Raw genomic sequence first — 25,380 nt, forward strand, 5'->3', positions numbered from 1 at the left:
ACAATTACGCCTGCTCTTTCGCCGCCGGTTTAGGCAGGAAGCCTTCCAGCACAATCAGCGCCGCACCGATACAAATCGCCGTATCGGCCAGGTTGAAGGTGGCGAAGTGCCAGTTGCCGACGTAGAAGTCGATCATATCGACCACAAAGCCGTGCCACAGACGGTCGAACAGGTTACCCAGCGCGCCGCCAATGATCAGCGCGTAGGCGATGTTATTCAGCTTTTGCGTGGCTTTCCCGCGGTACATCAGTACGGCCAATACCACGCAGATACCGAGAGCGATACCCGCAAAGAACCAGCGCTGCCAGCCACCGCTGTCAGCCAGGAAGCTAAACGCCGCGCCGTAGTTGCGCGCATAGTGCAGATTAAGCGACGGGAACAGCGAGACCGTATCCCCCAGAGCAAAGTTCTGGAGGATCAGGTACTTGCTGCCCAGATCGATAATCAGCACGACCACTACCAGCCACAGCCAGCGCAGCCCTGTTGAAGAGAGTGATTTACTCATCAGGCAAACTTACGTTTTTCGCCATCACCGGCGACGTTGCTGACACAGCGTCCGCAGATCTCTGCGTGTTCCGCCACCTTGCCGACATCGGTAGTGTAATGCCAGCAGCGCGGGCATTTCTCACCATCGGCTTTCACCAGCGCCACTTTCAGCCCTTTGAGCAGTTCGCTCTGCTGGGCATCCGCGCTCGCGTCGGCATAATCCGCAACATTCGCCCCGGAGGTCAACAGGACAAATCGTAATTCATCGCCCAGCGCGGTCAGCTTCGCCGCCAGCTCAGGTTCAGCGTACAGGGTTACTGACGCTTCCAGAGAGCCGCCCACTTTCTTGTCGGCACGCGCCTGCTCAATCACCTTGTTCACTTCGCCGCGCACTTTCAGCAGCTCATCCCAGAAGCTGTCGTTCATGGCTTCGGTCCCGGACAGGCCAAACAGCCCTTCGTACCACTCGCCGGTGAAGACATACTTCTCGCGATCGCCCGGCAGGTAGCCCCAGATCTCATCCGCGGTGAAGGACATGATCGGCGCCATCCAGCGCACCAGCGCTTCCGCGATATGGAACAGCGCGGTCTGGCAGCTGCGACGCGCCACGCTGTCGGCTTTGGCGGTGTACTGACGGTCTTTGATGATGTCGAGGTAGAACGAGCCCATCTCGATGGAGCAGAAGCGCATCAGGCGCTGCACCACTTCGTGAAAGTCGTAAGACTCGTAGGCTTTCAGGATATCGTCCTGCGCCGCTTTCGCGCAGCCCACTGCCCAGCGATCCAGCACCACCATCTCTTCCGGTTTCACCATGTCTTTTGCCGGATCAAACCCGTTCAGGTTCGCCAGCAGGAAGCGCGCGGTGTTACGGATACGACGATAGCTGTCGGCAGCACGTTTCAGAATCTCATCGGACACCGCCATTTCGCCGGTGTAGTCGGTTGATGCCACCCACAGACGCAGAATATCAGCGCCGAGTTTGTTCATCACATCCTGCGGAGAAACGGTGTTACCGATAGATTTGGACATCTTGCGGCCCTGACCATCCACGGTGAAGCCGTGGGTCAGTACCTGACGGTAAGGTGCTTTACCTTTCATGGCGGTGGAAATCATCAGGGATGACATGAACCAGCCGCGGTGTTGGTCAGACCCTTCCAGATACATGTCGGCCGCGTGACCGGCAAACTCCGGACGCACGTCAACAACCGAAGAGTGGGTAGAACCGGAGTCGAACCACACGTCCAGGGTATCTGGCACTTTCTCGTAGTTATCTGCGTCAGCGCCCAGGATGTCGCGGGAGTCGAGATCCCACCACGCCTGAATGCCGTCAACTTCGACGCGCTTCGCCACTTCTTCCATCAGTTCCAGGGTGTTCGGGTGCAGTTCCTGCGTCTCTTTATGCACGAACAGAGACATCGGCACGCCCCACGTACGCTGACGGGAGATACACCAGTCAGGACGGTTAGCGACCATGGATTCGATACGCGCCTGGCCCCAGTCCGGGATCCACTGCACGCCTTTGATCTCTTTCAGAGACTGCGCGCGCAGGCCTTTCTGATCCATGCTGACAAACCACTGCGGGGTCGCACGGAAGATGATCGGGGTCTTGTGGCGCCAGCAGCATGGATAGCTGTGCTGCATTTTCTCAACGTGCAGCAGCGAGCCGTTGTCGCGCAGCATGTTGACGATGATGTCGTTGGCTTTGAAGACGTTGATGCCGTCCAGCGCCGGCCAGGTGCCTGGCAGGTAAGAGCCGTCCGGACCAACCGGGTTAGCGATCTCCAGACCGTATTTCAGGCTGATGGTGTAGTCGTCCGGGCCGTGGCCACCGGCGGTATGCACCGCACCGGTACCCGCTTCCAGGGTGACGTGTTCGCCCAGGATCGCCGGCACATCGAAATCGAGGAACGGATGCTTAAAGCGTAAATGCTCCAGCTCGGCACCTTTAACGGTACCCAGAATGCTGTATTCGGTGATGTTCGCGCGTTTCAGCACGCTCTCCACCAGGTCTTTCGCCAGGATCAATGCACGGCCTTCAACCTGCACCAGCGCATAGTCGAACTCCGCAGAGAGGGAAATCGCGCGGTTGGCAGGCAGGGTCCACGGGGTAGTGGTCCAGATCACCAGGGAGATGGGGCCATTTACGGCCGGCAGACCAAATTTGCCCTGCAGCGCTTCCTGATCGACGCCTTCGAAGGCCACGTCGATGGATGGAGAGGTTTTGTCGTAATACTCGACTTCCGCCTCAGCCAGCGCAGAGCGGCAGTCCACGCACCAGTGCACAGGCTTAGCGCCTTTATGCAGGTGGCCGTTGCCGATGATTTTGCCCAGCGCACGGATGATGTTGGCTTCGGTTTTGAAGTCCATGGTCAGGTACGGGTGCGACCAGTCGCCCAGCACGCCCAGACGAATAAAGTCTTCACGCTGACCGTCAACCTGGGTCGCGGCGTATTCGCGGCATTTGGCGCGGAATTCCGCGGCGGTGAACTTCTCGCCCGGCTTACCGAACTCTTGCTCGACTTTCAGCTCGATCGGCAGACCGTGGCAGTCCCAGCCTGGAACGTAAGGTGAGTCAAAGCCCGTGAGGCCTTTGGACTTCACGATAATGTCTTTCAGAATCTTGTTTACAGAGTGACCAATATGAATGCTGCCATTCGCATAAGGAGGGCCATCATGCAGAATGAAGGTTTTTTTGCCTTTTTTGGCTGCACGGATGATGCCGTACAGGTCATCATCGGTCCAACGCGCCAGCATTCCCGGTTCACGCTTGGCGAGGTCGCCGCGCATCGGGAACCCTGTTTCCGGCAAATTCAGGGTTGATTTATAGTCACTCATCAGATTCTCGGTTCCGTATTTATATCTCAGGCATTAAGCCGGGTTTGATAGCCCAAAAATTTCGCGGGCTGTTAATTCATCTCTCGCGATTTGCGCTTTCAGCTCATCAAGCGAGGCGAATCGCTGCTCATTGCGTATTTTTTTACGCAGGATTACATCTATATGGCGACCATAAAGGTCCATTACAACGTCCAGCAAATGCACTTCGAGCTGCTGGCGTACGCCAGCCACTGTCGGACGGGTACCAATATTGGCAACGCCGGGCAGAGGCTTATCGCCCAGCCCCGTCACTTCTACCGCATAGACCCCTTTTACCGGGGAAACCTGACGGCGCAGCGGTAAGTTCGCCGTAGGGAAACCAATGGTGCGACCCAGTTCATCGCCATGCACGACACGCCCGGAAATAGAGAACGGGCGTCCGAGCAGCGTTGCGGCGGCATCCAGGTCGTCGTCGGCCAGCGCCTGGCGAACTGCCGTGCTGCTGATGCGTACCCCGCCTTCGCAGAAGGTCTGGGTGCTGGTGACATCAAAGCCATACTCCAGGCCAGCCTTCTGTAATAGCAAGAAATCCCCCTGACGACCAGCGCCAAAGCGGAAATCATCTCCCACCGCCAGAAAGCGCACGCCGAGGCGATCAACCAACAGGTCGCTGACAAAATTTTGTGCCGTCAGGGCGGCGAAGCGCCGATCAAAACGGACGCACAGGACATAGTCCACGCCGCACTGCGCCAGGTAACGTAACTTTTCACGCAGGCGGGTCAGGCGCGCAGGCGCCTTCTCGCTGGCAAAAAGCTCCAGCGGCTGCGGCTCAAAAATCATGACTACTACCGGCAGACCTCGTGCCCGCCCCTCTTCACGTAACCCCTGCAACAGCACCTGATGTCCACGATGCACGCCGTCGAAATTACCAATAGTCAGCACACACCCATGCGGGGCCTGACTGAGATTATGTATGCCGCGTATCAGCTTCATGACTGGCTCAAAACAGTGAAAATCGCCAAAGTATACCTTGTACAGCGGTTAAGGTTAACCGGCGATTGTTCACGCAAAACAGAAAGCCGTAATGATTTCATCAGGGTTGCCTTTCACAGCGAAAAAATCTGCCCGCAGATGACGATTTTTGTGTCGAAAGGCTGTATTCAGGAGAGACAAGCTGGTAGAATCCTGCGCCATCACTACGTAACATAGCGTCGCTCATTAACGGCGCTTATTTGCACAAATCCATTGACAAAAGAAGGCAAAGAGGGCATATTCCTCGGCCTTTGAATTGTCCACATAGATCATATTTGGGAGTTGGACTTGGCTAATATCAAATCAGCTAAGAAACGTGCCGTTCAGTCTGAAAAGGCTCGTAAGCACAACGCAAGCCGTCGCTCTATGATGCGTACTTTCATCAAGAAAGTATACGCAGCAATCGAAGCAGGCGACAAAGCTGCAGCGCAGAACGCATTTAACGAAATGCAACCAATCGTGGATCGTCAGGCTGCTAAAGGTCTGATCCACAAAAACAAAGCAGCGCGTCATAAAGCAAACCTGACCGCGCAGATCAGCAAACTGGCTTAATCGCCACTTGTTGTTGCTTGTTTAAAGAACCCGCTTAACGCGGGTTTTTTTATGCCTTCAGATTGCCGGTGGCGTAAACAGCGCTGAGTAGTCACGGTTACAGATACGCTGAACCGCCGGATGCTGAATCATCCTTTCGGCAAATATCGCGTGATACTCCTCCATCACGTTATCCACCCTGCCAATCTCCGTAATCCTGATGTCCGAATAGAGGTCCTGCGCGTAAAGCGTCGGGGCAACGAAGATCGCATTGTGCGCTTCGCCAAAGGCTTTCATCAGCGCGGCATCATCAAACTCCCCAAGGATCTCCACCTTTAGCCCCTGCGAGTTAAACCAGTTCAGCAGCTTGCGTCCCAGCATAGAGCGTCTGCCGGGCACCAGCAAACGGCGCTCCTCCAGGCACGCCGGGAAGGGTTTTTCCGGCGGCGGGTTGATGCACCAGAAGCTCACACCACACTCGCCAATCTTCACCGAGAACAGCCCTTCCTGCTGGGTGGAGTCGATCGGGCAGTCGGAGATAATCATATCCAGCTTGTGCTGGCTCAGCTGCTCCAGCAGCATCTCGTGGGTGGATTCAAAGCAGCGCAGGTGGATCTGTTCATCCTCAACCACCGCCGCATCCAGCACGCCGCTGACCAGCCGTTTTGACAGCGCATCAGCCACACCGACGTCAAAGAGCAGGTTCGACTCCTTGCGGTAATTGACGATATCAAGCATCTCCTGGCTCAGGGTGAACATTTTGTCGGCGTAGCGAAACACCAGCTCACCGAGTTCGCTGGGCTCGATACCCCGCCCCTTGCGCTTGAATAACTTCCCCTGCAGGCGCTCTTCCAGGGCTTTGATCTGCCCGGTAATGGTCTGCGGCGTCAGGTAGAGCGCCTCTGCGGCGCCGACAACCGAGCCCTCTTTGTAGACATGCCAGAAGTAATACAGATGGTTGTAGTTAAGATGAGACATACGATCCTCGCTCCCTGATAGTGTTTACAGGAGGGCGGCCTGCCCTCCCGACGTTCCGTTACGCCGGATGCACCTGCCCCGACAATTTCATTTTCAGTAAGGCATAGCCGATAAACGCCGCCAGCAGCGACCCGGTCAGAATACCCAGTTTAGCCCAGACGATAAGCTCCGGGGCATGCGGGCCAAACGCCAGCGTCGAGATAAAGATCGACATCGTAAAGCCGATCCCGCACAGCACGCCAACGGCCATGATTTGCCGACAGGTGGTTCCGTGCGGCAACGAGGCCAGCTTCAGCTTCAGCGCCAGCCAGCAGAAGAGGCTGATCCCCAACGGCTTGCCGATAAACAGCCCGGCGATGATCCCCAGCGGCAGCATCGACGTCAGCCCACCGAAGGTCACGCCCTCAAGGGAGACGCCCGCATTTGCGAAGGCAAACAGCGGCAGGATCATAAAGGCGACCCACGGGTGCAGGACATGCTCTAACTGTTTCGCCGGGGATTTACCCTCCTGCGACTTCAGCGGGATAAAGAAGCCGATAATCACCCCGGCCAGGGTGGCATGCACGCCTGATTTCAGTACCGCCGTCCACAGCACCATGCCCACCAGCACATAGATACCGATCCGACGGACATTGCAGATATTCAGCAGCGCCAGCGCCGCAATAGCCGCCGCCGCGACGCCCAGCGACAACACCGACAGCTCGCTGGTGTAGAACAGGGCAATAATGATAATCGCGCCCAGGTCATCGATGATCGCCAGCGCCATCAGGAAGATTTTAAGCGCCATCGGCACGCGGTTGCCCAGCAGCGCCAGAACGCCCAGCGCAAAGGCGATGTCCGTTGCGGCCGGGATCGCCCAGCCGTGGCGGGCAACAGGATCCTGATAGTTAAACGCCAGGTAGATCAGCGCCGGAACGACCATCCCGCCGATGGCGGCAATCACCGGCAACGCCGCGCGCTGACGGCTGGCCAGTGAGCCCTGTACCAGCTCACGCTTAACCTCCAGCCCCACCAGCAGGAAAAAGACCGCCATCAGCGCATCGTTGATCCACAGGAGCATGTTCTTGTTGATTTCCAGCACGCCGACGCGAAGCTCAACGGGTGTTTCCAGAAAAGCATGATACAGGTCACGGGTAACGCCCAGGTTAGCCAGCAGCATGGCAAGCGCTGCGGCCAGAATAAGAATGATGCCCCCGGAGGCCTCATTCTGGAAAAAACGGTGTAGATATTTCACTTTTACTCTCTCTCTTTACGACAATCCCTCGTTAAAACCATCATACTCGCGGATATTCATCGGTAAAAGCAGGTTAATATTGGCTATGCACTCGCTTTTCCCGAGCTATTTTTTTCTGCCATAAAAAAAGCCCGGAATCGCTTCCGGGCTTTGAGAATAACGTCAGCTCACCGATTAGCGAGTCAAATCGTCAAAGAATTTTTTCACACCATCAAAGAAGCTTTTGGAGCGCGGGCTATTGTTTTCACCCGTTGGGCCGCCAAAGCTCTCCTGCAACTCTCGCAGCAGCTGCTTCTGTTTTTCATTCAGGCCAACCGGGGTTTCAACCACCACGCGACACAGCAGATCGCCCTGCGCGCCACCGCGCACCGATTTCACGCCTTTACCGCGCATGCGGAACAGCTTGCCGGTCTGGGTTTCGCCAGGCACTTTCAGGTTTACGCGACCATCGAGAGTTGGTACTTCGATTTCGCCGCCCATCGCCGCCATCGCAAAGTTGATCGGCACTTCGCAGTACAGGTTATTGCCTTCACGTTCGAAAATGGCATGCTGCTTCACCTGTACCTGAACGTACAGATCGCCTGCCGGTGCGCCATGCTCACCCGCTTCGCCTTCGCCAGACAGACGAATACGATCGCCGGTATCTACGCCTGCCGGAATTTTAACGGACAGGGTTTTGGTCTTCTCAATGCGACCATGACCGTGGCACTTGTTGCACGGATCCTTGATCAGCGTACCGCGGCCCTGACAGTGCGGACAGCTCTGCTGCACCGCAAAGAAGCCCTGACGCATCTGCACCTGGCCGGAACCGTGACAGGTTGGACAGGTCTGCGGCTTGGTGCCTACTTTCGCGCCGCTGCCGTGGCAGATATCGCACTCTTCCAGGGTCGGAATGCGGATCTCTTTCGTTACGCCGCGTACGGCCTCTTCCAGCGACAGCTCCATGTTGTAACGCAGGTCTGCGCCACGAGCCGCGCGCTGACGGCCGCGACCGCCGCCAAAGATGTCGCCAAAGACGTCACCAAAAATATCGCTGAAATCTGCGCCGCCGCCACCAAATCCACCGCCGCCGCCCATGCCGCCCTGTTCAAACGCAGCATGACCATACTGATCGTATGCCGCGCGTTTCTGGGCATCGGTCAGGATTTCGTAGGCTTCTTTGATCTCTTTAAACTTGGCTTCGGCCTCTTTGTCACCCTGATTGCGGTCCGGGTGAAATTTCATGGCCAGGCGCTTATACGCCTTTTTGATTTCACGCTCTTCCGCTGTTTTGGAAACGCCTAAAATCTCGTAATAGTCTTGCTTAGCCATCTTATTTTATCTGCCCCTAACATGCGTGCACGGGCGGAGAGGAAACCTCTTCGCCCGTGCCAGTGTATTACCCGTTCAAAGGGCGATTATTTTTTGTCTTTCACTTCTTCAAACTCTGCGTCGACAACATCGTCATCTTTCGCGTTGTTTGCTGAAGCATCAGCACCCGCGCCAGCCTGCTGCTGTGCGTGCTGCTGCTGTGCGATCTCCATCAGCTTCTCGGAAACCTGCGCCAGCGCCTGCATTTTCGCTTCGATATCCGCTTTGTCTTCGCCTTTCAGGGACGCTTCCAGCGCGCTCAGTGCAGACTCGATAGCGGTTTTGTCGTCAGCTGGCAGTTTGTCACCGGCTTCTTCAACCTGCTTACGGGTGCTGTGCAGCAGATGGTCACCCTGGTTACGAGTCTGAACCAGCTCTTCGAACTTACGGTCAGACTCGGCGTTAGCTTCCGCTTCGCGAACCATTTTCTGGATCTCTTCTTCGTTCAGACCGGAAGAGGCCTTGATGGTGATCTTCTGCTCTTTACCGCTGTTTTTGTCCTTCGCGGAAACGTGCAGAATACCGTCAGCATCGATGTCGAAGGTGACTTCGATCTGTGGCATACCGCGCGGTGCCGGGCTGATACCATCGAGGTTAAACTGACCCAGATCTTTGTTATCTGCGGCACGTTTACGCTCACCCTGCAGCACATGGATGGTTACCGCAGACTGGTTGTCTTCAGCGGTAGAGAACACCTGGCTGTGCTTGGTTGGGATGGTGGTGTTTTTGGCGATCAGCGCCGTCATCACACCGCCCATGGTTTCGATACCCAGAGACAGCGGGGTAACGTCCAGCAGCAGTACGTCTTTCACTTCACCGGTCAGCACGCCACCCTGAACGGCAGCACCGATAGCAACGGCTTCGTCCGGGTTAACGTCTTTACGTGGCTCTTTACCAAAGAATTCAGCCACTTTCTTCTGAACCATTGGCATACGTGTCTGACCACCGACCAGGATAACGTCCTGGATTTCGGAGACGGACAGACCCGCATCCTGCAGAGCAACTTTCAGCGGCTCGATGGAACGGTTAACCAGGTCTTCAACCAGGCTTTCCAGTTTCGCACGGGTCACTTTGATGTTCATGTGTTTTGGACCGGTCGCGTCTGCAGTGATGTACGGCAGGTTCACGTCGGTCTGCTGCGCAGAAGAAAGTTCAATTTTCGCTTTCTCTGCGGCTTCTTTCAGGCGCTGCATGGCCAGCGGGTCGTTACGCAGGTCAATGCCCTGATCTTTCTTAAATTCGTCAACGAGGTAGTTGATCATACGGCTGTCGAAGTCTTCACCACCCAGGTGGGTATCACCGTTGGTCGCCAGAACTTCGAAGGTTTTTTCGCCGTCAACTTCGTCGATTTCGATAATAGAGATATCGAAAGTACCGCCACCGAGGTCGTAAACCGCGATAGTACGGTTACCGACTTCTTTATCCAGACCGTAAGCCAGTGCCGCTGCGGTTGGTTCGTTGATGATACGTTTGACTTCCAGACCCGCGATACGGCCGGCGTCTTTGGTTGCCTGACGCTGAGCATCGTTGAAGTATGCAGGAACGGTGATAACCGCTTCAGTTACCGGCTCACCCAGGTAATCTTCAGCCGTTTTCTTCATTTTCTTCAGCACTTCAGCAGAGATCTGCGGCGGTGCCATTTTCTGACCTTTAACGTCAATCCATGCGTCGCCGTTGTCAGCGCCGATGATTTTGTACGGCATGATGGCTTCATCACGCTGAACTTCTTCGTCCTGGAAGCGACGGCCAATCAGGCGTTTGATCGCAAACAGGGTGTTTTGCGGGTTTGTCACTGCCTGACGTTTAGCCGGCTGACCAACCAGAGTTTCACCATCCTGGGTATAAGCAATGATAGAAGGCGTGGTGCGATCGCCCTCGGCGTTCTCCAGCACACGTGCAGTAGTGCCATCCATAATCGCTACACAAGAGTTGGTAGTACCCAGGTCGATACCAATAATTTTACCCATCTAAACGTCTCCACTAAAAATTCAGTCAACATGTGGTTGTGTACCTGTAATAAGGGCAGAAGGTGCTTTTTCAACTGTCCAGATTTGAATTTTTTCAGGTCCACACACTGCGGTTGACTACTAGATGGGGTCGCAACGGCATCCATCAAGGGGGAAGGATAAAAAAATTTTTAATTTCACCCTGATTAGATCATAGACGGCGTTGATGGCGCCCATTATGATGCCGCGCCCCGCCAGGGAGAATTGGCGTGGGATTAACCATTTCACCATATTAATGATGATTTTTTGAGGACTTATGGGCAACACTAAGTTGGCTAATCCGGCTCCGCTGGGCCTGATGGGTTTTGGCATGACCACCATTCTGCTGAACCTGCACAATATCGGGATGTTCCCGATGGATGGCGTTATCCTGGCGATGGGCATTTTTTACGGCGGTATCGCACAGATCTTCGCGGGCCTGCTGGAATATAAGAAAGGCAATACCTTCGGTTTAACCGCATTTACCTCTTACGGCTCTTTCTGGCTGACCCTGGTCGCCATTCTGCTGATGCCGAAAATGGGTCTGGCCGATGCGGCGAACACACCGTTCCTGGGCGTCTATCTGGGCCTGTGGGGCGTCTTCACGCTGTTCATGTTCTTCGGCACCCTGGTGGGTAACCGTGCGTTGCAGTTCGTGTTTCTGAGCCTGACCGTACTGTTCGCCCTGCTGTGCGTAGGCCACCTGGTGGATAACGGTGAGTCCATTATTCACGTGGCGGGCTGGATTGGCCTGGTCTGCGGCGCCAGCGCCATCTACCTGGCGATGGGTGAAGTGCTGAACGAGCAGTTTGGTCGTACCGTTCTGCCGATTGGTGAAAAACACTAATCCCCTTCGTGCCCGCCCTGCGGGCACGAAATCACCTCCCCTGTGAATGCCCCTTCTCGTTTAAACCCGGTCAATTTTCCGCCACAACAGAAACGATTAATAAACGGGATGGCAATAATCATCTGATTCAATTGATAAGCATTATCATTGAGATTAGTGTGACCCGGCGCATCCCGGATAATGGATATCAGGTAGCACCCGACATGGAACGCAAGGGGATGAAACGATTCTGTTGTGTTGCATAAGGTTAACTGATGAATTCCAGCCTTGCCGCCAGCGATCAAACTGGCGAATCCACTATCGCGTCCCATTACCGTAAGGTTCTCGTCCGGCGCTTTGCCCTGGCAGGGGTGCTGTTCTTCTTTATTATTTGCTCCCTGATCCTCGACTTCACGCTCGGCCCGTCAGGCATCTCAGTTTCTACCCTCTGGCACACCTTAGTCAACGCCGCCGCGGCCGATGCCGGGACACGGGTGATCGTCTGGGAGCTGCGGCTACCGTTCGCCCTGATGGCCGTTGCCGTCGGCATGGCGCTGGGGCTGGCCGGGGCCGAGATGCAGACCATCCTCAATAACCCGCTCGCCAGTCCGTTTACGCTGGGCGTGTCGTCTGCCGCCTCCTTCGGTGCCGCACTGGCGATTGTGCTTGGTTTAGGTATCCCCGGCATTGCCGATAAGTGGTTCATTCCGGCAAATGCCTTTGTCTTTGCGCTGCTGGCCTGCTTTATTCTGGATGGCATCAGCCGCTGGACCCGCGTCGCGACCTCCGGCGTGGTGCTGTTTGGTATCGCCCTGGTCTTTACCTTTAACGCGCTGATTTCCATCCTGCAGTTTGTTGCCAGCGAAGATACCCTGCAGGGGCTGGTCTTCTGGACGATGGGCAGCCTGGCGAGAGCCTCGTGGGATAAGCTGGCGATCCTGGCCGTGGCGCTGCTGATTATCGTGCCGCTGTCGTTGAAGAACGCCTGGAAATTGACGGCGCTGCGTCTGGGTGAAGATCGTGCCGTCAGCTTTGGCATCAACGTGAAAAAGCTGCGCCTGGCGACGTTGTTACGCATCAGCATTATCTCGGCTCTGACGGTCGCCTTTGTTGGCCCGGTCGGCTTTATCGGCCTGGTGGCACCGCATATTTCGCGCATGATGTTTGGCGAGGATCACCGGTTTTATCTGCCCGGCAGCATGCTGATTGGCGCGCTGGTGCTCTCGCTGGCCTCGGTATTTTCCAAGAACATCGTTCCCGGCGTCATTATTCCCGTGGGCATCGTCACTTCGCTGGTGGGTGTGCCCTTCTTCCTCAGCATCATTATTCGCAACCGGGGGAACGTATGACCGACGGCCTGCGCGTCTGCGATCTGCACACCGGCTATCGCAAGAAAAAGATTATTAGTGGGCTGAATACCCCCCTGCTGCCTCGCGGGCAGATCACCGCCCTGCTGGGCCCCAACGGCTCGGGCAAATCTACCCTGCTACGCGCCCTGGCTGACCTCAATCCCGCTCAGGGAGAGTTGCAGCTCAACGGCGACGATCTGATGACCCTGTCCCCGGCAAAACGGGCGCAAAAAGTGGTTTATCTGCCGCAATCCCTGCCGCAGGGGGTGCATCTGCATGCGCTGGAATCGGTCATCGTCGCCCGCCGGGCCAGCGGCAGCCCTGCTGGTCTTAACGTGGAGCAGGAAGCGTATTCCATCCTCGAAAAACTGGGCGTCGCCCACCTGGCAATGAGCTTTCTCGACCAGCTCTCCGGCGGGCAAAAACAGCTGATTGGCCTGGCCCAGTCCCTCATCCGCGAACCGGATCTGCTGTTGCTGGATGAACCCTTAAGCGCCCTCGACCTCAACTACCAGTTTCATGTGATGGATATCGTGGCCCGCGAAACGCGGCTGCGCAATATCGTCACCGTTGTGGTGATCCACGACATCAACATTGCCCTGCGCCATGCCAATTTTGCCCTGATGCTGAAAGGCGGCGAGCTGATTGCCTGCGGCCTGCCGGGTAAGGTTGTCACCCCTGCCAATCTGGCGACGGTGTACGGCGTGGATGGCCGGGTTGAATACTGTTCCCGTGGGCTGCCGCATGTGGTGGTCGACGGGTTAACACCATAAGAAGAAGACGGGGAAAACATGACGCTGAAAAAACTCATTGCCGCCGCTGGCGGCCTGGCACTGTTACTTTCACCTTTACTCGCCCAGGCGCAGAGCTGGCCGGTGACGGTAAAAGATCTCGATAACCGCACGGTCACCGTTGAACACGAACCGCAGCGCATTATCTTGCAGGACGGACGCGACATCTTTGCCCTGGCCCTGCTCGAGCGCGATAACCCGTTCTCCAGAGTGGTAGCCTGGAATAACCTGCCGAAAAAACAGGATACTGAAACCTGGAACGTGCTGAAGCGTAAATGGCCGGAAGCGGAGAAAATCCTCGACATGAAGTTTTCCGACCAGGGAAATGTCGATCTCGAAACGGTGATCTCCCGCCAGCCCGACCTGATGATTGCCCAGCTGCGCGCTAAGCCGTCGCTGGTACAGACCGGCGTGCTGGCGAAGCTTGAAGCCCTGCACATTCCGGTGGTGTTCGTTGACTATGAGCTGCGCCCGGTAGAAAACACCCTGCCGAGTATTGCCCTGCTGGGTAAGGTGATGGGACAAACCGACCGTGCGCAGGCCTATATCGATTTCTATCAGCAGCGTCTGGATAAGATCCACCAGCGTCTGGCTACGGCCAGCAAAAAACCGCTGGTCTTTATCGAACCTATTGCCGGCGTCGGCGGGCTGGATAACGGCTGCTGCTTCACCCATGCGCGTAACGGCTGGGGCGGGCTGGTAGAAGCCGCAGGCGGGACCAACATCGGTTCGCAGCTGCTGCCAGGGGCAACCGGGAATATCGCAGTGGAGAAGATTATCTCCCTGAACCCGGATTACTACCTGATGACCGGCTCAAAACGTCCGGGCAAAGGTACGGCGATTATCCCGTTTGGCTATAACGTCCCGGCAGGCGATGTCAGCGCAGCCTTTAACGCTCTGCTGGCGCGTCAGGGCGTCGCCAGCATTCCGGCGGTCGCGCAAGGCCACACCGGCGCGCTCTATCACCACTTCTATAACAACCCTTACAACATCGTAGCCATTGAGACGCTGAGCAAAATCTTCTACCCGACGCTGTTTAAGGATGTGGATCCGCTGGCTGACTATCACGCCATTATCAAAGACTTCACCCGGATCCCGGATGACAACATCATCCTCAGCTATACCCCTTCGCACTAACAAAAGGCCGGGCACAATGCCCGGCCTTGTCATTATCCGGCGAGGACCGGTGCTTCTACGGGCTTCTGGCGCAGCCAGATGCCTAACGCCAGGCCCATCAGTGAGAGCGCCAGCACGTACCAGGCGGGAGCCATTGGCGACACGCCCATCAGCAGGGTGACGGCAATCGGCGTCAGCCCGCCGAAGATGGCGTACGAGACGTTATACGAGAAGGAGATCCCGGTGAAGCGTACTTCCGGCGGGAAGGCCCGCACCATCACGTAAGGTACAGCTCCCACGACGCCGACGCAGAGCCCAACCATACCGTACAGCAGGAACAGCTGCTCAGGATGGCTGCCTGCCAGGTGATAGAATGCCCAGCTCGCGCCGGCCAGCAGCAGGCTGCCGATAATAAAGGTCAGGCTGGAACCGATACGATCCACCGCCAGCCCGGCAATCAGACAGCCAAAGCACAGCATAATGGTCGCGATGCTGTTGGCCTGCAGCGTCACCGCTGGAGCAAAGCCGTACTGCTTTTGCAGCCAGACCGGCGACATGAGAATCACCACCACGATGCCCGCCGACAGCAGCCAGGTCAGCAGCATCGACACGACCACCGCTTTCCGATGCCGCACCACCACCGCTTTGACCGGCAGCTCCTGCACCAGCGCCTTGCGCTGCTGCATCTCGAGGAAGACCGGCGTCTCCTGCAGCCAGCGGCGCAGATACATCGCCACCAGACCAAAGGCGCCGCCCAGCAGGAACGGAATACGCCAGCCCCAGTCGTGTACCGCCTGTTGGGTCATGCTGGTGTTCACCAGCGTCGCTACCACGGAGCCCAGCAGAATGCCGACCGTCAGTCCTGCGGTCAGCGTCCCGCAGGCAATGCCGATCCGCCGGGCCGGAACATGTTCTGCCACAAACACCCAGGCGCCAGGCACTTCACCGCCAATCGCCGCCCCCTGCAGGATCCGCATCAACAGCAGTAAAACCGGAGCAATAATACCCATTGAGGCATAGGTCGGCAGCAGGCCAATCGCAAGGGTCGGCACGGCCATCAGCAGGATGCTGAGGGTGAACATCTTTTTGCGCCCGACCAGATCGCCAAAGTGGGCCATCACGATGCCGCCCAGCGGGCGCGCCAGATACCCGGCAGCAAAAATGCCAAAGGTCTGCACCTGACGCAGCCATTCAGGGATGTCAGCCGGGAAGAACAGCGCCCCAACCACCGCCGCGAAAAAGACGAAAATAATGAAGTCATAAAACTCCAGCGCGCCGCCGAGCGCGGCCAGCGTGAGAGTCTTATAGTCCTGACGATTGAGATGCCGGTTGTAATGTGACATAGCGAACCATTATGGGCTGAATTGTTGAGTTATATTTACAGCGATCGTAAAGAAAAAATTACTATACCGTAAATCAATTAGCCCGCTACTATAGTTACAGCTTATGTCACAATATTGTTAATTTCAGGAGATTGTTTCACGCCGCGCGCTTTTCGGGCGAAAAGCTGCTACCACCTGCGGATTTGTTTCGACGTAAGGCCCTTCAAGCAGCTGTACACAATAAGGTACACTGGCAAAAATACCCGCGACCACGACCTTACCGTCAGCCTCTTTTACCCCTTCCAGCGTCTCCTTAATCGACTTCGGCTGGCCAGGTAAATTGAGAATCAGGGCCTGCTTGCGGATCACCCCCACCTGACGGGAGAGGATCGCGGTCGGCACAAAGTGCAGGCTGATCTGGCGCATCTGCTCGCCAAAGCCCGGCATTTCACGATCGGCAACGGCGAGGGTCGCATCCGGCGTCACGTCGCGACGTGCCGGCCCCGTGCCGCCCGTAGTCAGCACCAGGTGGCAGCTCATTTCATCAACCAGTTCACACAAGGTTTGCTCGATGATCGCCTGTTCATCCGGGATCAAGCGGGTTTGCACTTCAAAAGGGGTGGTCAGGGCAGAAGCCAGCCAGGCTTCCAGCGCGGGAATGCCTTTATCTTCATAAACACCGCTGGAGGCGCGATCTGAGACGGAAACTAAGCCAATGCGTAAGGTATTCATATCCATTCCATTCAAACAATACAGATTGAGGGAATGATACACGCAGCGGGGAGATTCAGACAGGGAACAAGAGAAGTAGCGTGACCGGGAGCCCGGTCACGCGGGAATGATTACAGCAGATCGCCGATCATTTTTTCCAGTTTTTCCTGGTCGATCGCAAACTTACGGATACCGTCCGCCAGTTTGTCTACCGCCATTGGATCCTGGTTGTGCTGCCACAGGAATTCAGATTCCGTGATGCGCTCAGGACGGGCTTTTACTTCGCCGCTGAAGCTCAGCTTACGCTCGATCGCGCCTTCGCTTTCTGCCAGCTCTTTAAGCAGCGCAGGGGCGATGGTCAGGCGGTCACAGCCAGCCAGTTCCAGGATTTCGCCTACGTTACGGAAGCTTGCGCCCATCACCACGGTTTCGTAACCGTGCTGTTTGTAGTACTCGTAAATCTCGGTAACGGAAACCACGCCCGGATCTTCAGACGCCGCGTACTCTTTCTTGTCGGTATTGGATTTGTACCAGTCCAGAATACGGCCCACGAATGGAGAGATCAGGAACACGCCCGCTTCTGCACAGGCACGCGCCTGCGCGAAGGAGAACAGCAGGGTCAGGTTACAGTTGATGCCTTCTTTTTCCAGCTGTTCTGCAGCGCGGATGCCCTGCCAGGTGGAAGCCAGTTTGATCAGGATACGGTCGTTGCTGATGCCAGCATCGTTGTACAGTTTGATCAGGCGTTTGGCTTTGGCGATGGACGCTTCGGTGTCGTAGGACAGACGCGCATCCACTTCGGTAGAGATACGGCCCGGAACCAGCTTCAGGATTTCCAGACCGATGTTCACAGCCAGTTTGTCGGTAGCATCCACTACCTGCTGCGCGCGATCGCTGCTCTGGCTTTTCGCCCAGGTAACGGCGTCATCGATCAGTTTGCGGTATTCAGGGATCTGTGCGGCGTTAAGGATCAGAGAAGGGTTCGTTGTGGCATCCTGCGGCTGGTACAACTTCATTGCCGCGATATCTCCGGTGTCAGCGACAACAGTCGTGAACTGACGAAGGGAGGTTAATTTATCCGTCATGATAGTGTTTCTCTTTAACTTGCCCTGGATAATTCGCGTTACCAGCAGAATGCCAGAAACGGAAAAATGACAGGTTTACTTGTTAGGGGGATGTAACCGGTCTGCCCTGATGATAACACGACGGAAGGTCAGCGCAACCGCAGACAATGCGCTGAAGGATCCTGTGATAGACTTGGCAAAATTCCGGACTGCTAATTACCTGTTTGCTCACTCATTAGTAGCGATTACCTATGCACTTTGGCATCAACAAGAGGGACGTTAATGCCTGATTATCTGTCGTTTATTAATGAAATTTTGTGGGGTTCGGTAATGATTTACCTGCTGTTTGCGGCAGGTATCTGGTTCACTTTTCGCTGCGGTTTTATTCAGTTTCGCTCCATTCCCCAACTGCGCACTAATCTGAAAAACAGCCTCAGCCCCCAGCCGGGCGGTTTAACCTCGTTTCAGGCGCTCTGCACCAGCCTGGCGGCCCGGGTCGGCAGCGGTAATTTGGCCGGAGTGGCGCTGGCGATCTCGGCGGGCGGCCCGGGGGCCATCTTCTGGATGTGGATGACCGCCATTATCGGCATGGCGACCTCCTTTGCCGAGTGCTCGCTGGCCCAGCTGTATAAAGAAGCGGATAAGCAGGGGCAGTTTCGCGGCGGCCCGGCCTGGTATATGGCCCGCGGCCTCGGTATGCGCTGGATGGGCGTGCTGTTTTCTCTCTTCTTACTGGTTGCCTACGGTCTGATCTTCAATACCGTTCAGGCCCACTCCGTTGCCCACGCGCTGCGTTTCGCCTTCAACTGCCCGGAAATGGTTACTGGCGGCGTGATGGCCCTCTTCACGCTGGTGGCGATCGTGACCGGCATAAAAGGCGTCGCCCGGCTGATGCAGTGGATGGTTCCCGTGATGGCGCTGCTGTGGGTGATCGCCGGCCTGGTGGTCTGCGCCTGGTATGCCGACCAGCTCCCGGCGGTCTTTAGCCTGATCGTAAAAAGCGCGTTTGGCTGGCGCGAAGCCGCCGCCGGTGCGCTGGGCTATACCCTGAGCCAGGCCCTGACGGCCGGTTTTCAGCGCGGTATGTTTTCCAACGAAGCGGGCATGGGGTCAACCCCTAATGCCGCCGCGGCGGCTGCCTCCTGGCCCCCCCACCCGGCCTCTCAGGGGATCGTGCAGATGATCGGCGTTTTCGTGGATACCATTATCATCTGCACCGCCAGTGCGATGATCGTGCTGCTGGCAGGCCCGGTAGATCTCCCGGCAGACACCGCAGGCGTGCAGCTTGTCCAGCAGGCGCTGGTCAATCTGACCGGGAGCTGGGGAGCCGATTTCGTGGCCTTTATCATCATTTTGTTCGCCTTCAGCTCCATCGTGGTGAACTACATCTATGCCGAAAACAACCTGATCTTTTTGCACCCCGACGCCCGGAAATCCCGCTGGCTGCTACGGGGCGGCGTGGTGCTGATGGTGCTGCTCGGATCCCTGTTAAGCCTGCCGGTGGTGTGGCAGCTGGCGGATATCATTATGGCGCTGATGGCGATCACTAACCTGACGGCGATCCTGCTGCTCTCCCCTGTGGTGACCCTGATTGCCCGGGACTACCTGCGCCAGCGTAAACTGGGCGTCCAGCCTGTTTTCGATGTCTCGCGTTATCCTGAGATTGAAGCGCAACTTGCGCCAGGCGCCTGGGATGATTTGCCGCGTCAATAACAGCCATCGATCAATCGAGGCGGTTTTTTTGGTAAAATCGCACTAAATCTCCTGCAAGGACTGGATATGCTGATTCTGATTTCACCTGCTAAAACGCTCGACTACCAGAGCCCACTCGCCACCGAGCGTTATACCCAGCCCGAACTGCTGGATCATTCGCAACAGCTGATCCACGAGGCGCGCAAGCTTTCGGCGCCGCAAATTGCCAGCCTGATGAGCATCAGCGACAAGCTGGCGGATCTCAATGCCACCCGCTTCCACGACTGGCAGCCGGACTTCACGCCAGCCAACGCCCGCCAGGCGATTCTGGCTTTCAAAGGCGACGTTTATACCGGCCTGCAGGCTGAAACCCTCAGCGAAGCGGACTTTGATTTTGCCCAACAACATTTACGCATGCTCTCTGGCCTGTACGGCGTGTTGCGCCCGCTGGACCTGATGCAACCTTACCGTCTGGAGATGGGGATCCGTCTGGAGAACGCGAGAGGCAAAGATCTGTATCAGTTCTGGGGCGAGACCATCACCGACAAGCTGAACGATGCCCTAAAGGCGCAGGGCGATAACGTCCTGATCAACCTGGCGTCGGATGAATACTACAAATCGGTGAAACCGAAAAAACTGAACGCGGAGATCGTTAAGCCGGTGTTCCTTGATGAGAAGAACGGCAAGTTCAAAGTGATCAGCTTCTACGCCAAAAAAGCGCGCGGGCTGATGAGCCGCTACATCATTGAAAACCGTCTGACGCAGCCAGAGCAGCTGAAGGCATTCAACAGCGAAGGCTATTTCTTTGACGAGGAAGCGTCAGGGAAAGGTGAGCTGGTGTTTAAGCGCCACGAGCAGTAACGCAAAACCCCGCCGATTGGCGGGGTGATTTTAATGGTGCTTCCGGTCCGGTCCAGGACGGTGATCGTCATGACGATCGTCGTGGCGATTATCATGATGCTCGCCATGCGGATGCCAGCGGTTGTCACGCCACTCGTAATGAGACTTCCACCAGTCATGGTCGCGCCAGCGGCCGCCATCCCAGTAGTGTCCTTGCTTATCCTGATCGCCAATTTGCAGTTTGACCGCCGGTACCAGGGTGATTTCAGAGGCCTGCGCCGCCATCGGAGCCACCAGCATCAGCGAAAGTGCGATAAGTACAGGTTTCAGTTTAGACATAGGGTACTCCTTCTTGCTCTTGCCCGTTGTGGGCCGATGTGAGGAGATTATCTGAGGGACGGGGAGGATGTTATTCTCTGCAATCCTATTCTGTAAGTGACCGCATTTATTGGGAATTTCTACTTTTTCCCTGCTATTTTTCTCCTTAATTTCTCCATAAAAAAAGCCGGGTGGCGGCTTCGCCTTACCCGGCCTACGGTACTACCACAAATCATTAACCGCGGGTCATCATCAACTTACGCAGCGCCGCAAAATCGGCCGGCAGGCTGTGCGACAGCAGCGGCAAATCGGCACGCTCGGCCAGCTCTTTCGGCAGCGGCAGCGACTCACCGAGGATCTCGTCCACGCTCTCCTTAAACTTCGCCGGATGGGCAGTGCCGAGGAACAGGCCGTACTCGCCCGGATTCAGCTGATCGCGCAGGGCACGATACGCCACCGCCGCGTGCGGCTCGGAGGTGTAACCCACCTGCTTCAGCTCACGCATAGTCTCTTTGGTAGTGTCGTCAGTCACCGCAGCATAGCCCAGCTCGTTCAGACGCCAGATTTTACGGCGGAACAGCTCTTCCACACGCGGCCAGTTGTTAGGCTGTGACACATCCATCGCATTGGACAGGGTGGCCTGAGTGGTGTTTGGCGTCCATTTGCCTTCTTTGAGGAAGCGCGGCACCGTGTCGTTGGCGTTGGTGGCGGCGATAAAGCGTTTCACCGGGAGACCCAGAGACTTCGCCAGCAGGCCGGCAGTCAGGTCGCCAAAGTTACCGCTCGGGACCGAGATCACCAGCTGGTTACGCGCTTCCTGCGGCAGCTGGGCGACCGCTTCGAAGTAGTAGCAAATCTGCGCCAGCAGGCGGCTGATGTTGATGGAGTTCGCGGAGTTCAGACCCAGCGCCACCTTCAGCTCTTCATCGTCGAAGGCCTGCTTAACCAGCGCCTGGCAGGCATCGAAGTCGCCGTCGATGGCGACGGTTTCAATGTTGCCCCCGAGGGTACAGAACAGTTTTTCCTGCAGCGGGCTGATTTTGCCCTGCGGATAGAGGATCACCACGCGCACGTTTTTCAGGCCGTAGAAGGCATGCGCAACGGCCGCACCGGTATCGCCGGAGGTGGCGGTCAGGATGGTCACCGGCTTGTCACCGCTGATGTGAGTCAGCATCTGCGCCATAAAGCGCCCGCCGAAATCTTTAAACGCCAGCGTCGGGCCGTGGAACAGCTCCAGACAGCCGACGTCAGGCTCGACCTGGCTTACCGGTGCCGGGAAAGCAAAGGCCGCGCGGACGCGCTCTTCCAGCAGCTCCTGCGGGATTTCATCCCCGATAAAAGCGGAGAGGATTTTGGTGCTGCGGGTGACGAAGTCCTGTTTCAGCATCTCGTCGATTTCGGTCAGACCAAATTCCGGCAGATCGTGCGGGAAGAACAGCCCCTGGTTTTTGCCCAGCCCCTGCGTGACGGCCTGTGCAAAGCTCACCTGCTCGTTATGATCTTTAAGATTGTAGAGTTTCATTGTTTATCCCAGTACGCGTGCGCCGGCCGTATCCAGACGGCAAATATGAACAAAGCCTTCCTGATTTTGCAGGTAATTTTTCCCCAGCCACTCCGCGACCCGCTGCGCCGTATCCGGTTTGTCGCACAGGGCAAACAGGGTCGGACCGGAACCGGAAATGCCGCAGGCCAGAGCGCCGATATCCAGCGCCGCGCTGCGCGCTTCGTTGAAGCCAGGCAGCAGTTTGGTGCGGTAGGGCTCGGCGATAACATCTTTCATCAGTTTTGCCGCCAGCAGCGGCTGACGGGTATAACAGGCATGAATAAAACCCGCCAGATGACGGCCGTGCGCAATGCAGTCCTGACGGCGGTACTGTGCCGGCAGAATAGCGCGCGCTTCGGCGGTCGATACTTTGATGCCCGGGTAGGCCAGTACCCATAGCCACTCATCAAAGCCTGGCACCTGCTGGCTGATGATGCCGTTCTCTTCGATCATCAGCTGCATGCCGCCCAGGAAACAGGGGGCGACGTTATCATAATGAATACTGCCGGAGATGCGCCCCTCCAGCTCGCCCATCAGGGCCAGCAGGCGGGTGTTATTCAGCGGCTTGCCGCAGTGCTCGTTCATCGCCACCAGCGCGGCCACCACCGAACAGGCGCTGGAGCCCAGCCCGGAGCCAATCGGCATGCTTTTTTCCAGGGTCATGGCGACCGGCACGTTTTTACCGATCTCCTGACAAAAACGCTCCCAGCACTGATAAACGATATTCTCACGCGGATCGGCCGGCAGCTTGCTGGCGAAACGCCCGACGTTGCTCAGACTAAAACTGTCTGCGGCCTCTACCGTGACCGTATCCCCCAGCGATGAACCATCCACCGGCGTCACCGCCGCGCCCAGCACATCAAACCCGACGCTCATATTGGCGCTGGAAGCCGGGGCATAAACTTTGACCATGTTAAACTCCTAACTTCCATGACAGGGTACGCAGCAGATCGGCAAACACACCCGCCGCCGTCACATCGTTCCCTGCGCCATAGCCGCGAAGGACCAACGGCAGTGGCTGATAATAGTGGCTGTAAAACGCGAGGGCGTTTTCGCCATTTTTCACTTTGAACAGCGGATCGTTACCGTCTACCGCCGCCATCTTCACCCGGCAGACGCCGTCTTCTTCGATGTTGCCAACATAGCGCAATACCTTCCCTTCATCACGGGCTTTTGCCACGCGGGCTGCGAAGGCGTCGTCCAGCTGCGGCAGATTCGCCATAAAGGTCGCCACGTCACCGGAGTCGTCAAAGCTTTCTGGCAGTACCGGTTCGATCACGATATCCGACAGCTCCAGCTCACGCCCCGTTTCACGGGCGAGGATCAGCAGCTTGCGCGCCACGTCCGTGCCGGAGAGATCGTCACGCGGATCCGGCTCGGTGTAACCCAGCTCGCGCGCCACTTTGGTCGCTTCCGACAGGCTCATGCCTTCTTCCAGCTTGCCGAAGATAAAGGAGAGCGAGCCCGACAGGATGCCGGAGAAACGCTGCAGTTCATCACCAGCATTCAGCAGGTTTTGCAGGTTTTCGATCACCGGCAGGCCTGCGCCAACGTTGGTGTCGTAGAGGAACTTACGGCGGGATTTCGCCGCCGCGTGGCGCATCTGATGGTAGTAATCCATCGACGAGGTGTTGGCCTTTTTATTCGGCGTAACCACGTGAAAGCCTTCACGCAGGAAGTCGGCATACTGATCGGCCACCGCCTGGTGCGACGTACAGTCGACAATCACCGGGTTCAGCAGATGATACTCTTTCACCAGGCGGATCAGGCGGCCCAGATTAAACGGATCTTTCGCCTCCGCCAGCTCTGCCTGCCAGTTCTCCAGGTTCAGGCCGTGGACGTTGGTTAACAGCGCCCTGGAGTTGGCGATGCCGCAGACGCGCAGATCGATATGCTTCTTCTTGAGCCACTCCTGCTGACGCTTGAGCTGCTCGAGTAACGCGCCGCCCACGCCGCCGACGCCGATCAGGAACACTTCGATTACCTGATCGGTATTGAACAGCATCTGATGGGTGACGCGCACGCCGGTGGTGGCATCGTCGTTATTCACCACCACGGAGATGGAGCGCTCTGAGGAGCCCTGAGCAATGGCGACAATGTTGATGTTCGCCCGCGCCAGCGCGGCAAAGAATTTCGCCGAGATGCCGCGCAGGGTGCGCATGCCGTCACCGACTACAGAGATAATCGCCAGATGTTCCTGAATGGCGATTGGCTCCAGCAACTCTTCTTTAAGCTCAAGGTAGAACTCCTCCTCCAGCGCCCGACGGGCACGCAGGCAGTCCACCTGCGGGACGCAGAAGCTGATGCTGTATTCAGAAGAGGACTGGGTAATCAGCACCACCGAGATGCCGTTGCGCGACATCGCGGCGAAGACACGTGCCGCCATACCCACCATGCCTTTCATGCCCGGGCCGGAGACGTTGAACATCGCCATGTTATTGAGGTTAGAGATACCCTTAACCGGCAGGCCGTCTTCATCATCGCTGGCACCAATCAGAGTGCCTGGCGCCTGCGGATTGCCGGTATTTTTAATCAGGCAGGGGATCTGGAACTGAGCGATAGGGGCGATGGTGCGAGGGTGAAGCACTTTGGCGCCGAAGTAGGAGAGCTCCATCGCCTCCTGATAAGACATCGACTTCAGCAGGCGGGCATCCGGCACCTGGCGCGGATCGCAGGTATACACGCCGTCGACGTCGGTCCAGATTTCGCAACAGTCGGCACGCAGACAGGCGGCCAGCACGGCGGCAGAGTAGTCGGAGCCGTTACGGCCCAGCACCACCAGCTCCCCTTTTTCATTCCCGGCGGTGAAGCCCGCCATCAGGATCATATGGTCGGCAGGAATTTTGCCTGCCGCAATGCGACGGGTAGATTCGGCAATATCTACGGTAGATTCGAGGTAATGGCCAACAGCGAGCAGTTTTTCAACGGGGTCGATGACGGTGACGTTATGGCCACGCGCTTCCAGCAGGCCCGCCATAATGGCGATTGAGAGTTTTTCACCGCGGCAGATCAGCGCCGCGTTAATGCTGTCCGGGCACTGCCCCAACAGGCTGATACCATGCAGAACGTGTTTAATCTGGGCAAACTCTTGCTCAACAAAGGCTTTCAGCTGGGCATGCGGAAAGCCGGGTTGGGCATCCGCCAGGCCCTGCAACAGGTTGGCAAAGATCTGCTCTGCGTCGCTGATGTTCACCAGTGCATCCTGCCCACCGATGGTTTTTTCAATCATCGCCACCAGGTGGTTGGTAATTTTAGCCGGGGCAGAGAGTACCGTCGCCACCTGCCCCTGCCTGGCATTGCTCTCCAGGATGTCGGCAACACGCAGAAATCGCTCTGCATTTGCCACTGATGTACCGCCGAACTTCAACACTCGCATGGTTGTTACCTCGTAATCTTTA

At 56.8% G+C, this 25,380-nt stretch carries 21 protein-coding genes and 1 pseudogene; 7 read left to right on the forward strand and 15 right to left on the reverse strand.

What is annotated here, in order from left to right; translation table 11 throughout:
* Window positions 1-4: 4 nt before the first annotated feature.
* From lspA to V7Q49_RS12085, 4 genes and pseudogenes are all read right to left on the reverse strand, one after another.
* A complete protein-coding gene (lspA, locus tag V7Q49_RS12070) occupies window positions 5-505 on the reverse strand; it encodes a signal peptidase II (protein ID WP_165465193.1) in 501 nt (166 codons plus the stop codon).
* Window positions 505-3,321, reverse strand: a complete 2,817-nt coding sequence (gene ileS / locus V7Q49_RS12075) for an isoleucine--tRNA ligase (protein WP_333851526.1) — start codon at window positions 3,319-3,321, stop codon at window positions 505-507. The genes lspA and ileS overlap by 1 nt, the downstream gene beginning before the upstream one ends.
* A gap of 33 nt (window positions 3,322-3,354) precedes the next feature.
* Window positions 3,355-4,293 carry a bifunctional riboflavin kinase/FAD synthetase gene (gene ribF / locus V7Q49_RS12080; protein WP_333851528.1) on the reverse strand — a complete coding sequence of 313 codons (939 nt, stop codon included), beginning with the start codon at window positions 4,291-4,293 and terminating at the stop codon, window positions 3,355-3,357.
* 7 nt (window positions 4,294-4,300) lie between these two features.
* Window positions 4,301-4,519: pseudogene (locus V7Q49_RS12085) on the reverse strand (DUF2575 domain-containing protein).
* 101 nt (window positions 4,520-4,620) lie between these two features.
* On the opposite strand from V7Q49_RS12085, the gene rpsT reads away from it, so the two are divergent.
* On the forward strand, window positions 4,621-4,884 hold the full coding sequence (gene rpsT / locus V7Q49_RS12090) for a 30S ribosomal protein S20 (RefSeq protein ID WP_012015991.1): 264 nt from the start codon (window positions 4,621-4,623) through the stop codon (window positions 4,882-4,884).
* Window positions 4,885-4,941: 57 nt separating this feature from the next.
* Here the strand turns inward: rpsT and nhaR are convergent, their stop codons facing one another.
* From nhaR to dnaK, 4 genes are all read right to left on the reverse strand, one after another.
* Window positions 4,942-5,841, reverse strand: a complete 900-nt coding sequence (gene nhaR / locus V7Q49_RS12095) for a transcriptional activator NhaR (RefSeq protein ID WP_142488185.1) — start codon at window positions 5,839-5,841, stop codon at window positions 4,942-4,944.
* A gap of 58 nt (window positions 5,842-5,899) precedes the next feature.
* On the reverse strand, window positions 5,900-7,075 hold the full coding sequence (nhaA, locus tag V7Q49_RS12100) for a Na+/H+ antiporter NhaA (RefSeq protein WP_333851533.1): 1,176 nt from the start codon (window positions 7,073-7,075) through the stop codon (window positions 5,900-5,902).
* A gap of 174 nt (window positions 7,076-7,249) precedes the next feature.
* On the reverse strand, window positions 7,250-8,386 hold the full coding sequence (gene dnaJ, locus V7Q49_RS12105) for a molecular chaperone DnaJ (protein ID WP_333851535.1): 1,137 nt from the start codon (window positions 8,384-8,386) through the stop codon (window positions 7,250-7,252).
* 86 nt (window positions 8,387-8,472) lie between these two features.
* Window positions 8,473-10,392: a molecular chaperone DnaK gene (gene dnaK / locus V7Q49_RS12110; protein WP_333851537.1), complete on the reverse strand. Its 1,920-nt coding sequence runs from the start codon at window positions 10,390-10,392 to the stop codon at window positions 8,473-8,475.
* A gap of 295 nt (window positions 10,393-10,687) precedes the next feature.
* Here dnaK and satP point away from each other — a divergent pair, with 295 nt between their 5' ends.
* From satP to V7Q49_RS12130, 4 genes are all read left to right on the forward strand, one after another.
* Window positions 10,688-11,257, forward strand: coding sequence for an acetate uptake transporter (gene satP, locus V7Q49_RS12115; protein WP_333851539.1), 570 nt, complete (start codon window positions 10,688-10,690; stop codon window positions 11,255-11,257).
* Window positions 11,258-11,511: 254 nt separating this feature from the next.
* Window positions 11,512-12,585 (forward strand): FecCD family ABC transporter permease, encoded by a 1,074-nt coding sequence (locus V7Q49_RS12120; RefSeq protein ID WP_333851541.1) that lies wholly within the window; start codon window positions 11,512-11,514, stop codon window positions 12,583-12,585.
* Window positions 12,582-13,358, forward strand: coding sequence for an ABC transporter ATP-binding protein (locus V7Q49_RS12125; RefSeq protein WP_333851543.1), 777 nt, complete (start codon window positions 12,582-12,584; stop codon window positions 13,356-13,358). The genes V7Q49_RS12120 and V7Q49_RS12125 overlap by 4 nt, the downstream gene beginning before the upstream one ends.
* Before the next feature lie 18 nt (window positions 13,359-13,376).
* Window positions 13,377-14,513 (forward strand): ABC transporter substrate-binding protein, encoded by a 1,137-nt coding sequence (locus V7Q49_RS12130; RefSeq protein WP_333851545.1) that lies wholly within the window; start codon window positions 13,377-13,379, stop codon window positions 14,511-14,513.
* A gap of 32 nt (window positions 14,514-14,545) precedes the next feature.
* Here V7Q49_RS12130 and V7Q49_RS12135 read toward each other — a convergent pair whose 3' ends face one another.
* The 3 genes from V7Q49_RS12135 to tal form a co-directional block, all read right to left on the reverse strand.
* Window positions 14,546-15,835 carry an MFS transporter gene (locus tag V7Q49_RS12135; protein WP_333851547.1) on the reverse strand — a complete coding sequence of 430 codons (1,290 nt, stop codon included), beginning with the start codon at window positions 15,833-15,835 and terminating at the stop codon, window positions 14,546-14,548.
* A gap of 123 nt (window positions 15,836-15,958) precedes the next feature.
* A complete protein-coding gene (mog, locus tag V7Q49_RS12140) occupies window positions 15,959-16,546 on the reverse strand; it encodes a molybdopterin adenylyltransferase (RefSeq protein ID WP_333851549.1) in 588 nt (195 codons plus the stop codon).
* A 110-nt stretch (window positions 16,547-16,656) separates the two neighbouring features.
* Complete coding sequence (gene tal, locus V7Q49_RS12145) at window positions 16,657-17,610, reverse strand: transaldolase (protein ID WP_333851551.1); 954 nt, start codon at window positions 17,608-17,610, stop codon at window positions 16,657-16,659.
* Between the two features lie 261 nt (window positions 17,611-17,871).
* On the opposite strand from tal, the gene V7Q49_RS12150 reads away from it, so the two are divergent.
* The gene (locus tag V7Q49_RS12150; RefSeq protein ID WP_333851553.1) at window positions 17,872-19,302 is read left to right on the forward strand and encodes an alanine/glycine:cation symporter family protein; all 1,431 of its coding nucleotides are present in this window, start codon (window positions 17,872-17,874) and stop codon (window positions 19,300-19,302) included.
* 66 nt (window positions 19,303-19,368) lie between these two features.
* On the forward strand, window positions 19,369-20,142 hold the full coding sequence (gene yaaA, locus V7Q49_RS12155; RefSeq protein WP_333851555.1) for a peroxide stress protein YaaA: 774 nt from the start codon (window positions 19,369-19,371) through the stop codon (window positions 20,140-20,142).
* A 30-nt stretch (window positions 20,143-20,172) separates the two neighbouring features.
* Here the strand turns inward: yaaA and V7Q49_RS12160 are convergent, their stop codons facing one another.
* The 4 genes from V7Q49_RS12160 to thrA form a co-directional block, all read right to left on the reverse strand.
* A complete protein-coding gene (locus tag V7Q49_RS12160) occupies window positions 20,173-20,460 on the reverse strand; it encodes a DUF2502 domain-containing protein (RefSeq protein ID WP_333851557.1) in 288 nt (95 codons plus the stop codon).
* Window positions 20,461-20,674: 214 nt separating this feature from the next.
* A complete protein-coding gene (gene thrC, locus V7Q49_RS12165; protein WP_333851559.1) occupies window positions 20,675-21,961 on the reverse strand; it encodes a threonine synthase in 1,287 nt (428 codons plus the stop codon).
* Window positions 21,962-21,964: 3 nt separating this feature from the next.
* A complete protein-coding gene (thrB, locus tag V7Q49_RS12170) occupies window positions 21,965-22,894 on the reverse strand; it encodes a homoserine kinase (RefSeq protein ID WP_333851561.1) in 930 nt (309 codons plus the stop codon).
* 1 nt (window position 22,895) lies between these two features.
* A complete protein-coding gene (gene thrA, locus V7Q49_RS12175) occupies window positions 22,896-25,358 on the reverse strand; it encodes a bifunctional aspartate kinase/homoserine dehydrogenase I (RefSeq protein WP_333851563.1) in 2,463 nt (820 codons plus the stop codon).
* Window positions 25,359-25,380 lie beyond the last annotated feature (22 nt).

Source organism: Leclercia sp. (genome assembly GCF_036780805.1).
Classification (GTDB): Bacteria; Pseudomonadota; Gammaproteobacteria; order Enterobacterales; family Enterobacteriaceae; genus Enterobacter.